Annotated in this window: 11 protein-coding genes; 3 read left to right on the plus strand and 8 right to left on the minus strand. The window is 58.9% G+C overall.

Annotated elements, in window-relative coordinates:
• Nucleotides 1-8 precede the first annotated feature (8 nt).
• From P0D52_RS06605 to dusB, 3 genes are all read right to left on the minus strand, one after another.
• A complete protein-coding gene (locus tag P0D52_RS06605; protein ID WP_394694627.1) occupies nt 9-1,412 on the minus strand; it encodes a sigma-54-dependent transcriptional regulator in 1,404 nt (467 codons plus the stop codon).
• A gap of 3 nt (nt 1,413-1,415) precedes the next feature.
• Nucleotides 1,416-3,614: an ATP-binding protein gene (locus tag P0D52_RS06610; RefSeq protein WP_394694628.1), complete on the minus strand. Its 2,199-nt coding sequence runs from the start codon at nt 3,612-3,614 to the stop codon at nt 1,416-1,418.
• A gap of 120 nt (nt 3,615-3,734) precedes the next feature.
• The gene (gene dusB / locus P0D52_RS06615; protein ID WP_394694629.1) at nt 3,735-4,709 is read right to left on the minus strand and encodes a tRNA dihydrouridine synthase DusB; all 975 of its coding nucleotides are present in this window, start codon (nt 4,707-4,709) and stop codon (nt 3,735-3,737) included.
• A gap of 110 nt (nt 4,710-4,819) precedes the next feature.
• On the opposite strand from dusB, the gene P0D52_RS06620 reads away from it, so the two are divergent.
• Nucleotides 4,820-5,947 carry a bifunctional 2-C-methyl-D-erythritol 4-phosphate cytidylyltransferase/2-C-methyl-D-erythritol 2,4-cyclodiphosphate synthase gene (locus tag P0D52_RS06620; protein ID WP_394694630.1) on the plus strand — a complete coding sequence of 376 codons (1,128 nt, stop codon included), beginning with the start codon at nt 4,820-4,822 and terminating at the stop codon, nt 5,945-5,947.
• Nucleotides 5,940-6,440 (plus strand): CinA family protein, encoded by a 501-nt coding sequence (locus tag P0D52_RS06625; protein ID WP_394694631.1) that lies wholly within the window; start codon nt 5,940-5,942, stop codon nt 6,438-6,440. Before P0D52_RS06620 ends, P0D52_RS06625 begins: the two co-directional genes overlap by 8 nt.
• A gap of 6 nt (nt 6,441-6,446) precedes the next feature.
• Here the strand turns inward: P0D52_RS06625 and P0D52_RS06630 are convergent, their stop codons facing one another.
• From P0D52_RS06630 to P0D52_RS06645, 4 genes are read right to left on the minus strand one after another with little or no spacing between them, the layout of a single operon-like run.
• Nucleotides 6,447-6,914, minus strand: coding sequence for a type II toxin-antitoxin system RatA family toxin (locus P0D52_RS06630; RefSeq protein ID WP_394694632.1), 468 nt, complete (start codon nt 6,912-6,914; stop codon nt 6,447-6,449).
• The gene (lipA, locus tag P0D52_RS06635; protein ID WP_394694633.1) at nt 6,911-7,873 is read right to left on the minus strand and encodes a lipoyl synthase; all 963 of its coding nucleotides are present in this window, start codon (nt 7,871-7,873) and stop codon (nt 6,911-6,913) included. The genes P0D52_RS06630 and lipA overlap by 4 nt, the downstream gene beginning before the upstream one ends.
• A gap of 57 nt (nt 7,874-7,930) precedes the next feature.
• Nucleotides 7,931-9,193, minus strand: a complete 1,263-nt coding sequence (locus tag P0D52_RS06640; protein WP_394694634.1) for a polymer-forming cytoskeletal protein — start codon at nt 9,191-9,193, stop codon at nt 7,931-7,933.
• 45 nt (nt 9,194-9,238) lie between these two features.
• A complete protein-coding gene (locus P0D52_RS06645) occupies nt 9,239-10,117 on the minus strand; it encodes a hypothetical protein (RefSeq protein WP_394694635.1) in 879 nt (292 codons plus the stop codon).
• 248 nt (nt 10,118-10,365) lie between these two features.
• Here P0D52_RS06645 and P0D52_RS06650 point away from each other — a divergent pair, with 248 nt between their 5' ends.
• A complete protein-coding gene (locus P0D52_RS06650) occupies nt 10,366-12,129 on the plus strand; it encodes an AMP-binding protein (RefSeq protein ID WP_394694636.1) in 1,764 nt (587 codons plus the stop codon).
• On the opposite strand, the gene P0D52_RS06655 is transcribed toward P0D52_RS06650, so the two are convergent.
• Entirely contained in the window at nt 12,126-12,866 is a 741-nt protein-coding gene (locus tag P0D52_RS06655) for a hypothetical protein (protein ID WP_394694637.1), read from the minus strand. The two genes, P0D52_RS06650 and P0D52_RS06655, sit on opposite strands and share 4 nt — an antisense overlap.
• Nucleotides 12,867-12,894 lie beyond the last annotated feature (28 nt).

Consider the following 12,894-nt stretch of genomic DNA (forward strand, 5'->3'; position numbering starts at 1 on the left):
TCTAATCCTTATTCCTCGGTGAGCTCGCCGTCAGAGCGGGCCTCAGAGGTATTTACCCCTAAAGACTTCAGCTTGCGATGCAAGGCCGAGCGTTCCATGCCGATAAAGGCGGCGGTCCGGGAAATATTACCACCAAAGCGGTTTATCTGTGATTTCAGGTATTCCCGCTCGAATTTCTCACGCGCATCTCGAAGCGGCAGAGCAATCATGCGCTCGGCATCAAAGCCGCTATCATCGGTCTCACGACCGGCGACTTCGGACGGCAGCGAATCAAGCGTAATCGGTCCGTCTTCATTGCCGGAGCTCAGAATCAGGAGGCGCTCCACATTATTGCGGAGCTGGCGGACATTTCCGGGCCAGTCATGCGCCTGAAGCGCCGCCATGGCATCGTCGCCGATGGCGCGTTTCGTAAGCCCGGAATAGCTGGTGATCCGCGACAGAAAATGCTCCACCAGAAGCGGGATGTCTTCCCGCCGCTCTGACAATCCGGGAACATCAACCGGCACCACCGCCAGGCGGTGATACAGATCCTCACGAAACAACCCGGCCGAGATGTGGTCGCGCAGATTGCGCGAGGACGATGAAATGACACGCACATTGATTTTGACATCGGCACCGCCGCCGAGCCGGCGGAAACTGGAATCAACCAGCATTCGCAACAGCTTGTTTTGCGTGGCTACCGGCATGTCGCCGATTTCATCGAAGAATAGTGTTCCGCCGTGCGCGCGTTCCAGAAGCCCAATCTGGGAGACCAGACCCTGATCTGTCTCAGATCCGAACAGCTCCTCCTCGACACGGTCAGGCTCCATGCCCGCCGCATTGACCGCAATGAAGGGCGCTTTGGCGCGTGGTGACTTCGCATGGATCAGACGGGCCACGACTTCCTTACCGCTTCCGGCAGGGCCAGTGATCAAAACCCGGCTATTGGTGGGACCGACGCGGTCGATCATCTGCCGCAGCTGGGAGATCGGTCCGGATTTGCCAACCAGTTCCGGTTCGCCCGGTCCCCTCGCCCGAAGTTCGGCATTCTCCCGGCGAAGCTGGCTGGCTTCCATGGCCCGTTCGATTGTCAGGATGAGCTTGTCGCTCTTGAATGGCTTTTCGATAAAGTCATAGGCGCCCTTGCGGATCGCCGCGACTGCGGTCTCGATTGTGCCGTGGCCCGAAATGACGATCACGGGCAATTCCGGATCGACTTTTTTCATTTCGCCAAGCAATTCGATGCCGTCCAGCCGGCTACCTTGCAGCCAGACGTCGAGGATCACCAGTGACGGCTTGCGCGTGCGAATGGCCGCCAGCGCATCATCGGCATTGGCCGCTTCGCGGGCCTGATAGCCTTCGTCTTCAAGCAATCCGGCCACCAGATCGCGGATATCTTCTTCATCATCTACGATGAGGATGTCGTTCGCCATGTCTCACACCTGGGCATTTTCTGATTTCAAAGCGATATCCGGGCCATTCTGGTCCGATACCGGGAATTTCATGCGTACAATCGCGCCGATACCGTCGACCGGCTGGTCAAGTTCCAGCCGGCCGCGATGGTCTTCCATCACGCGTTTCACAATGGCGAGGCCAAGCCCGGTGCCTTTTTCGCGCGTCGTCATATACGGCTCGGTCAGGCGTTCCCGGTTGGCCAGGGGCCAGCCCAGACCATTGTCCTGAATGGTAATTTCCGCGAATCCATCGGCGGTCTCGAGGGTCAGCTGGATACGTCCGGCCTGTTTGGTGCCAGCCATGGAATCGATCCGGGCTGTAACACTCTCGGCTGCGTTCTTAACGATATTCGTGAGCGCCTGCGCGGCCAGCCGTTCATCGCAATCGGCCAGCACATCATTGTCGGGATGGGTGAATTCGATGGCCACAGACGGGCTTGCGACGCGTTGAGCGAAGACCACGTTCTGGATCAACTCGGTCATCCCCACCGGTTCGATTTTGGGCTGTGGCATGCGGGCAAAGGATGAGAATTCATCGACCATTCGGCCGATATCACTCACCTGACGAACAATGGTCGAGACGCATTTGTCGAATGTCTCGACATCCTCTTCTGCCACCTGCTTGCGATAGCGGCGCTGCAGGCGTTCGGCAGACAGCTGGATCGGGGTGAGCGGGTTCTTGATCTCATGGGCGATGCGGCGGGCCACGTCCCCCCAAGCAGCGCTCCGCTGGGCAGCGACCAGCCGGCTGACATCATCGAATGTCAGAATCAAACCGGCATCCGGATCCAGTCCGGCGCGCACATTCAGGCTGATCGGGCGCTCTTCATCCTCTGAAAGTTCAATTTGTGAACTGGCAATATCGCCCGGCCGTTGGCGCGCCTGTATGGCGACGCTTTCGAGCTCCGGAGACACAACGGCCAGTTTTTCGCCGACCAGGGCGTCTTCATCGCGGCCAAGAAGGTCACAAGCCGGCCGATTTGCCAGCGTGATGCGATCCTGGTCATCAATCCGGATGACGCCCGCACTGATCCCGGACAATACCGCTTCGGTGAAGGCCCGCCGGTTTTCCGACTGGCTGTGAGCCATCACCAGTTCACGGCGCTGCCCGCGGAGCTGCCGAGTCATGCGGTTGAAAGCCCGGCCCAGAGTGGCGATCTCATCATCGTCGCGTTTGACGTCGACACGGGTATCCAGATTGCCCTGCCGCACCTGTTCTGCTGCCCGCACGAGTTCTGCAACGGGCCGCACAACGCGGGTGGCGGCGGATAGTGCCAGCCAGATCGCGCCGAGCAGAATGAGGAAAGCCGTCTCCAGATAAACGAGCACGAAGACCAGCCGCGTTTCCGCCTCGCTTTGTGTCGCAGACCGGTAATCATCCAATGCGGCTTGGGCCCTCAATAACAGAGAGAGATCGACATCCAGCGTCACGTACAAAAAGGCGTCCTCATATGCCGGGAGCAGCAATAGCCCGCGCAAAGCCGGCTCGGTTCCGGAGGTCTGTTCCGGATCGGAAACGCCAAGATCGCCATCCCGCGCCAGCTGATACAGCCGGTCAGAGGGGCTGATATAGGCCGGCGATCCGGAATCCTCCGCTCGCGCCAGAATATCGCCATTGCTATCAACCAGATAGGCCGACTGAAAGCCGCGAACGATCGTCTGGCGCCGGAAATAGGAGGTGTAGGTTTCCGGATCCTGAGAGAAAGCGGCGACCGGTTCGGCGCCACTGATATCAAACGCCATCAGCTGAATTTCGCTCAGCGCCTGCTGGGATTGCTGCTCGACGATGACGGCGGCCGTGTCCGCGGCGGATTCCACCAGCGTATTCACCCGTTCGCCGAACCAGTACTCCACGCCGCGTGTCAGGATGCCGCCCAGAAACAGCGCCATCAGAATGGCAGGCGCGGCTGCCGCGAGCGAGAACATGGCGATGAAGCGAAGATGCAGTCTCGGTGCCGGCTCTCCATATTTACGTCCAGCAAAACGGCGCGCTACCCGAAAGCCGACCAGTCCGGCCAGTCCGCTCAGGATGACGAGGTTGGCCAGCAGCAGGTAGACGAGATTGCGGCGACCGGGAAAGGTCTGATCATCCCCGAAAATCAGGACAAAGGCCGCAAGGATGATGATTGCTGTGGCCAGTGCCACACCCGCCCAGAGCGCAGCGACGACAGCGCGCGGCAAGTTGACGGTTTCTGGTAGAACCGAGGTAGAAGGATCGCTGTTCTCAGCCGACATTTGCCGGAGTTTCGTTGAGTTGTTGCTGAAAATCAACGCCCTTGTGTCGTTCTGGACACATCCGGATCAGGCCGCGATATTTCCCGCCCCTTCAAGCCGATTCAGACATTCAAACACGGATGCAGGATCGTTTGTCTGACAGAGATTTTTGCGCAATCCGGGTTGGCCGCCAAATTCGCAACCCACAAAGGCTGCAAGATGCTTTCGCATCATGCGCAGGCCGATATGATCTCCATAGAAAGACAGGGACTGATCGAGTTGCTGTTGAATGGCGGATAATTTCTCGGAGATGGAAATGCTCTGTGGCTTATCCGCGAGTGCGGCGTCCAGCTCTGCTACCAACCAGGGCCGTCCCTCCGCCGCGCGCCCGATCATGACGAGATCTGCCCCTGACTGAGCGAGCGCCGAGCGGGCGGTTTCGATGTCGATTATGTCCCCATTCACCACAACCGGGATAGACACGGCGGAGGTGACGTCTCCTACGCGCCTCCAGTCGGCCTGACCCTTGTAGAATTGTTGCCGGGTGCGGCCATGCACCGTCACCATCTTGACGCCGGCCGCCTCGGCCCGGGACGCGAGTTCCGCCGCGTTCAGGCTGTCATGATCCCACCCAAGGCGCATTTTCAGCGTGACCGGCACCTTCACGGCGGACAGGGTGGCCTCGATCAGGCTCATGGCATGATCCAGATCGCGCATCAGGGCGGAACCGGACAGGCCATTGGTCACCTTCCGGGCCGGGCACCCCATATTGATGTCGATAATGTCGGCGCCCTCGCCTTCGGCGATCCTCGCGGCCTCATACATCCATCTCGCTTCCCGCCCGGCGAGCTGGAGGATTTTCAGGCCCGAACCATCATCCATGGCCGCCTTTTCCCAGGCCTGCTTGCCGCCGGTCACCAATTCCTCGCTGGCCACCATTTCGCTGACGACCAGTGACGCGCCAAAGGCCCGCGCCTGCGCTCTGAACGGCAAATCCGTCACGCCAGACATCGGCGCCAGCATGGCGCGCGCATCAATCTGGTGGGGACCGATCTGAATCATCTATCGAGTGCTTCGCGGCTGGCCTAAAAAGTTGGCGGAACCTATAGAGGAGGCTTCTGAATCGCAAGCCGGGACCGAGAGCCGCCGTGTTACCCCCGAAAACTGCTGCCTTGATTGTTGCTGCCGGGCGTGGACACCGGGCGGGCGGCGGGTTGCCGAAACAGTATCGTGACCTTGATGGCGAGCCGGTTCTCAGCCGCACTCTGAGAGCGTTTCATCAGCATCCGCGGATCGACACGATCATGGTTGTGATCCACCCGGATGATCAGGACCTGTTCAACGCAGCGAATCAGGAATTCTCAGCATCCTGTTGTTATGGCGGCGAAACCCGCAGTCAGTCCGTACGCAATGGCTTGCTAGCCTTGAATGCCGAGCGGCCGGATCATGTCCTTGTTCATGATGCGGCACGTCCCTTTGTTTCGTGCGTTCTCATCGAGCGTCTGTGCAACGCGCTGGACCACGGCGTGGCCGCCGTGCCGGGCCTGCCGATGACCGATGCGATGTTTAGCCGGGATGGCGATCACATTGCGGCGGGCATAGATCGCGATACCCTCGTGCGTGTGCAAACACCGCAGGCGTTCCATTTCGAGTGCCTGATGACAGCATTTGATGGCGCCGATGCCGGAATTTCCTATCCTGACGAGGCCAGTCTTGCGCGTTCTGATGGCATGGCGGTGCAGATCGTTGACGGTGACCCTGCCAATATCAAGCTGACCTTCGCCGAGGATTTCCAGATGCCCGCCTCCCATGAACAGATGATCACTGTCAGCGGAACAGGATATGACGTGCACCGGCTGGGGCCGGGCGATGGTGTCTGGCTTTGCGGGGTCAATATCCCCTGCCCGTTCGAGCTGATTGGCCATTCAGATGCGGATGTGGGTCTGCACGCGCTCGTTGATGCCCTGCTCGGAGCCATCGGAGCGGGAGATATTGGCCAGCACTTTCCGCCCTCTGATCCTCAATGGAAAGGGGCCGCCTCCTCAGCCTTTGTCGATCATGCGGTTGCATTGGCGCGTGACGCCGGAGCCCTACCGGTCCATGCAGACATCACGCTCATATGTGAAAAGCCCAAAATCGGGCCGCATCGCGACGTCATGAAGGCGCGGATCGCGGATATGCTCGGACTGCGCCCAGGGTCCGTGAATATCAAGGCGACCACGACGGAAGGGTTGGGGTTTGCCGGTCGCAGTGAAGGCATTGCGGCACACGCCATTGTCACGGTGAAACGTTATGAATGATCTCGAAGCCGAAATTTCAGCCCTTGCGATCCGTCTGGTCGAAGCCGCGAGATCGGGAAATCTTCGTCTGGCGACCGCTGAAAGCTGCACCGGCGGACTTGTCGGCGGCGCGATCACGCGTGTGCCAGGTTCTTCGGATGCGTTTGATCGTGGCTATATAACCTATTCGAACGCCGCGAAAATCGACAGTTTGGGTGTTGATCCCGACCTCATCGCCGAATTTGGAGCGGTTTCGGAACCTGTGGCCCGGGAAATGGCGCTGGGCGCTTTGTCAGAATCCGGTGCGGACATTGCCGTTTCCATCACCGGCATTGCCGGGCCTGGCGGCAGCGATTTCAAGCCCGCCGGCCTTGTCTGGTTTGGCTTGGCAACCTCCCGCGGTCTGATTGAAACGCTGGAGATGAGTTTGGGTGATATCGGACGGGATAATGTGCGTCAGGCCGCCGTCCGGCAGGCGCTGGTCTTGCTTCTGTCCGGCGTTGAGCGCAGCTAGACTGACCTATCCGGCATTGCCGATGATCGGATACCGGCGGTCGGCTTCAGACACAAACAGACCGATCATCATTTGAACGGCACGCTGTTTGTTGGCGCGGACCAGCATGTCCAGAACCATATTGTTGAACTGGAATTCCAGCTCAAAATCGATGGCAGTTGATCCATCCTCGCATTCCGACATCTGCCAGACATTGCGCAGAACATGGAAGGGCCCTTCCACCAGATTGACCGATACGCGAAGCGTTGCCGGGTCCGCCACAACGCGCGTGACGAAACGTTCCCGGGCAAATTTGTATCGTGCGACCGCTTCCGCGATGAAAGTGCTGCTGTTTCCGGTCGTCTCACGGCTGAGGACGCGCAGTGTCGTCAGATAGGAGATGAATTCGGGATACCGCTCGACATCGGAGACCAGCTCAAAGACGTCGGATGGCGCATGATGCACCCGCAAGCGTTCCGAATGCCGGGTAATCATCTGCCTGCAAGCGCAGCATCCCGTGCGGCCCTGAGGCGCACGAAATCGTCTCCGGCATGATAGCTGGACCGCGTCAGCGGCGTTGCCGATACCATCAGGAAGCCTTTGGCGCGGGCGATGGTTTCATAGGCCTTGAACTCGGCCGGCTCGACAAAGCGCTGAACAGAGGCGTGTTTCCGCGTGGGTTGGAGATACTGGCCGATGGTCAGGAAATCGATCCCCGCCGACCGCATATCGTCCATGACCTGCATCACCTCTTCCTTGCTTTCACCCAGACCCACCATCAGGCCGGACTTGGTGAATTGTGCCGGATCGCGTTCCTTGACGCGCTCCAGCAGCCGCAGGGAGTGATAATAGCGCGCCCCCGGGCGTATCGAGAGATAGAGCCGCGGCACTGTTTCCAGATTGTGATTGAAGACGTCCGGCCGGGCATCGATCACGGTGTCGATCGCACCATCCTTGCGCAGGAAATCCGGCGTCAGGATTTCGATTGTCGTCTGTGGCGAAGCCGTGCGAATGGCGTTGATGACATCCACAAAATGCTGGGCACCGCCATCCTCGAGGTCATCGCGGTCCACCGATGTGATCACGACATGCTTGAGCCCCATTTTCACAATAGCATCGCCAATACGATTGGCTTCATCGTAATCAACGGCCTGCGGCAGGCCCGTCTTCACATTGCAGAAGGCACAGGCCCTTGTGCAGGTGTCGCCCAGGATCATGAAGGTGGCGTGTTTCTGCGTCCAGCACTCGCCGATATTCGGGCAGCCCGCCTCTTCGCACACAGTGATCAGATTGTTGTCTTTGACGACTTTTCGCGTTTCCGCGTAATCGCCACCCACCGGCGCTTTAACACGGATCCAGTCCGGCTTGCGCAGAACGGGGTTATCCGGGCGATGCTGCTTTTCCGGGTGCCGGGGCTTTTGTTCGCCCGCAAGGGTATCAATGAGATTGGCCATTGCGGCGCAACATGGCGCTAGTTGCGGGCGGCTTCAAGCGCCGCCCGCAATTTGTGTTCACACGGCACCATCGTCTGCAGACGGCTGGGGTGCTGCTTGCGCATTATCCTTGCTGCCAAAGGCCGCCAGAACCCAAGCGCCCAGACCAATCCAGGACAGGATGGCACCGGCAATGACCGCCAGAAGCGGAACCACCCAAAGTGCCGAAGCCAGAATGAGAATCACCATCATTCCAAGCAGCCGAAGTCCGAGGCCCGGATCACTACGGCCCGTACGCGCGAGGATCAGATCGCCCACGGCGATCGCGCCTAGCGGATAGGCCAGCAGGATCACGAAGACCCCAAACACCCACCAGAAGGGGATCAGGACAATGCCGACAATCGAAATGCCGAGCAGAACGGTGCCGGCCATCATCAGCATGATCCAGCCAGTCGGAAGCAGAAGCAGACCCAGCAGCGGCGCGAACAGCGGCTGTTGACGGAATTTGCGGCTCAGACGCGCAACGCCGCGCGGCATCATCAGAAGCGCCAGAAGGCCCAGCAGGAGCGAGAAACCGACGCCTGCGACCGCAAAGGCCTCGGCAGGAGGCAAAATATCGAAATCGATATCCACGCCATCAAACTGATCACCGTCCCAGTCGAAATCGAGCTCACGGAAGGTGTATTCAATCCCGTTGGCCATGACGGCGTCTGACGACACTTCTGCCGGATTTGGACCGGAATACTCAATACGGCCATTGATGATCGCGCCAGGCTGGATCACCAGATGTTCGGCCTCAATGTCGATATCACCGTCAATGCGGCCGGCGATAATGACTTCTTCCGCGAGCGCATCCAGATTGCCGAGAATCCGGCCTCTGAGGGTGATGGTCTGACCCGTCAGATCTGCAGATCCGTTGACGGTGGACGCTTCTTGCAATTCGAGCACGCCAACCGCCGTATCCAGATCGCCTTCGATCACGCCTTCATAGCGGACATAGCCGGCCGCGAACTCGGCGTCGCCGCCGACATCCATCGCAACCTCGACAGAGCCACCGGCAAATTCACCATCGCCCGCTACACTGCCTTCCGCCATGACGCTGCCGCCGGCAATGCGGATATCGCCGCCGACTTCGACATCAACTTCGATGCTGCCACCAAAGACGGCGAAATCCTCTCCGATCCGGCCGGAAATTTCGGCCGAACCCGCGATGACCTTGAGGTCGCCGTCGCGATCGACATCCCGGAACTCGACATGGCCGCCAAATGTCTGTGCAACCGCGCCCGAAGCGAGCATTGCAGCCAGCCCTGCTGCCAGAAAAAGTGATCGAATGAACATCATTACCTCCGTTCGCCCCCCGGCGTAACGTTTGGGTGCGAATAGGGATTAGCGATTGTAGGTTTCCAGCAGGTCGTCGCAGTCGCGGCCATCAATTTCCTCATAGCTCACGCCTGTTTGTGACGCGCCATTCTCGAAAACCGGGGCTTCGTCGGCGAAAACCACCAGGCCATTGGCCAGAACGGCGTCCCGGCCAATCGTGACACGACGGGCGCAAACGGCGCTGCCTTCGCCAATAGCGCCATCAATACGGATACGCTGGTGGCTGTTGTCAGATGACCAGCTCCATCCGCGGCGGGAATAGGCAATGGCCATCAGGGCACCGTCAATGCGGCCCTCGATATCGATTGAACTGCCGACCAGATCGGCATCTCCGGCAATTTCACCAAAAACATTCAGATCACTGCCGGCAATCGAGAGGTCGCCGGCGATCCGGCTGCCGGTCGAAACATCAATATCGCTGCCCGCAATATCCAGATCATCGCCGATACGGCCATCGACTTCGATATCGCTACCGGCAATCGACAGGCTGCCTTCGGCCGAGCCGCTCCATTCGACGTCACTACCGGCGATCTCAACATCACCACCGACCGATCCGGACCACTCGACATCGCTGCCCGCAATATTGGCGTCGCGGCCAACGCTACCGTCAAATACGACGTCCGAGCCGACCAGGGACATGCCCTCGCCGATCTCTGCCGAAACATCCAGATCAGAACCAACAACCGACAGACCGCCGCCAATGCGGCCACGAATCGTCATGTCACTACCCATCAGGCTGACATCGCCATCCTGATCGAATTGATGCACGCCGTTTGAGCGGCCGTGATGATCATTATCCACGTATATCGTGGCGGCGGCGCTATTGCTGCAGCCGGCCATTATCAGAGCGCCAGAAGACACGCTCACGGCAAGAAAAATTCTCATGCCCGAAAACTCCAGACTCGAAGGATCATTCTTCGTGATCCAATACGCTCCCCAGCGATGGAATCGTCATAGCATATCGAAATTCGATATGAAAGCGATTTTTCGTTAATCGATAAATCTTTGACACTTCAACCACTGGCAATGCGGCAAGTGAACGGAATTTCGGGCTTTTCAGGAACGTCTTGTGCCCTTAACGTCTGCGTCAACGATATGACAAACGCGCAAACGCGTGACACGGGGAGACTATAATGACCGACGGGAAACCCGCGGACAGAAATTCTGCTGTCGATCATGACGCCAGAGAGTCTGACATTCCGGCTGCCGACGCGCTTGATGCCGTCACCGAGACCGAGGCTGATGCAACGGATCTCACATCCGCTGACATTACCCCGGACAGTACAGTACCCATAGCGTCAGACAGTGATCAGACGCCGGAGTCAGACCCGTCGACATGGCCGTTACTGGAGGGCGCTCCATTCAAGCTGTCGCGCGCCCGGCGTTCTGTGTTGCAGGCCATGATGCGCGCCAAGTCCAAGGTTGGCGGCAAGGCGGTCGCCATCATCGATGCCGATGGCCGCAAATTTGATTACAATGAAATACTGAGAGCGTCATTCGGACTGGGATCCGCACTTTCGCGGTTGACCGAGAAGGGTGAGAAAGTCGCCGTCCTTCTGCCCACCGGTGCAGGGGCTGGCATCGCCTTTTTTGCCCTGAATGCCTATGGCCGCATCCCGGCCATGCTGAATTTCACGGCCGGCCCAAAAGCCATCAAGGCCGCCTGCCGAGGGGCCGAGGCCACGAAAATTGTGACGGCACACAAATTTATTGAGCTCGGCGGCCTGGAAGAACTGGAGCTTCAACTCGCTGAAGATCACGAGATGATCTACCTCGAAGACGTTCGGGAATCGATCGGGCTGGGTGACAAGGTGCGGGCATTGCTGGGACCCATTTTCCCCGATTTTGTCGCCACTCGCGTCAGTCCGGACGATACGGCCGTCATTCTCTTTACCTCCGGTACCGAAGGTGATCCGAAAGGCGTCGCGCTGAGCCATCAGAACCTGGTGGCCAATGTCGAACAGGCGCGTGCGCATGTCGATATCTACCCGACGGATATCGTCTTCAACTCGCTACCAACATTTCACAGTTTTGGCCTGACCGGCGGCCTGCTCCTGCCCTTGTTCGTTGGCATTCCGGCCGTACTTCATCCCAGCCCGTTGCAAGGCAAGACCATTATGGAGCGGGTGCGCAAGACCAAGGCGACCGTGCTCTTTGCTACCGATACCTTCCTGAACCAGTATGCCCGCGTTGCCGAGAAAGGTGATTTTGACAGCCTCCGCTTTGTGCTCTGCGGGGCCGAGCGCGTGAAAGATGAAACGCGGACGATGGTGCGGCGCGAGTTCGATCTGATGATACTCGAAGGCTATGGGGCCACTGAGGCGTCCCCCGTGATCGCGGTCAATCAACCCGAAAGAAACAAGCCCGGCTCGGTAGGACGGATGATTCCCGGCATGTCGGCCCGGCTGGAGCCGGTTGAGGGCATCGAGGACGGTGGACGCCTACATGTGAAGGGCCCGAATGTCATGCAGGGCTATATATTTACGGATCAGCCCGGCGTGATCCATCCGCCCAAGGATGGCTGGCACGATACCGGCGATATTGTCATCTTCGATGAAGAGGATTGTGTCCAGATCCGTGGGCGCCAGAAGCGCTTTGCCAAGATCGGCGGAGAAATGGTGTCGCTGGCGGTCGTTGAAAATATCGCCACGTCACTCTGGCCGGATTGTCTGCATGCTGCTGTCACACTGCCCGACCCCCGGAAAGGCGAACAGGTTGTAATCGTGACAGAATATGCGAATGCGGAGCGAAGTGATATGGTCGCCTTTGCCCGCAGTCACGGCATTGCCGAGCTATCGATTCCAAAACGGGTGATCCCGGTTTCCGAGATCCCCGTTCTGGGCACTGGCAAGATCAACTATGTTGCGGTCGAGAAGCTTGCCAAAGGCGGCGATTAGTCGTCGTCGCGGCAACGCTCGCGCTCGCGCATGACAAAGCTGATATTGGAAGCGTCGAATCCGGCCGCGTAATCCGGTTCCTCATCCGCGTGGACGGTGAGCGGCCCATTGACCTCGGCACCCTCGCGGAAACGGACTTCGTGAGCGCAGATCGTGCCACCGGCATTCAGCACGCCAGAGATTTCGATTTCACTGCGGTCGCGGCGGCGGAAGATGCCCTCGCGGTTATTGCCTTCAAAATCGACGGCGGCGTCGGCCCGTCCGGTAAAGTCCAGATCGCCAAACCGGATCGACAGGCTGGACATCGCATGACCGCCAAAATCCATGGCACCGACCGAGATTTCGGTATCGCCCGTGAAAACAGATCCGGAGTAGACATCAATGGCGCCGCCGGAAATATCGCTGCGGCCGGCTACGGTGAGATTGATATCAATGGCGCCACCACTGATTTCGGCATCGCCGCCGACTGAGCCGCGGATATCGACTGCACCGCCGCTGATTTCCAGATCATCGCCGACTTCAACATCGGCTTCAACGGACGCACCGGACACTTCCAGATCGCCGCCAAACGAGCCGCTGACATCCACGGTCGCTCCGGAAAAATCGCCATCGCCGGAGACGTCGCCCGAATAGTCCACTGTTATGCCGGACATGGAGACATCCTGGCTTTGCGCCAGCGCCGGGGATGCGGCAAGGACGGCCACAGATGCCGCCAAAAGATAGATTGATTTGTTCATTTCAAGCTCCCTCAGGGATTAAAAGAGA

Source organism: Hyphobacterium sp., from assembly GCF_043584775.1.
GTDB lineage: Bacteria > Pseudomonadota > Alphaproteobacteria > Caulobacterales > Maricaulaceae > Hyphobacterium.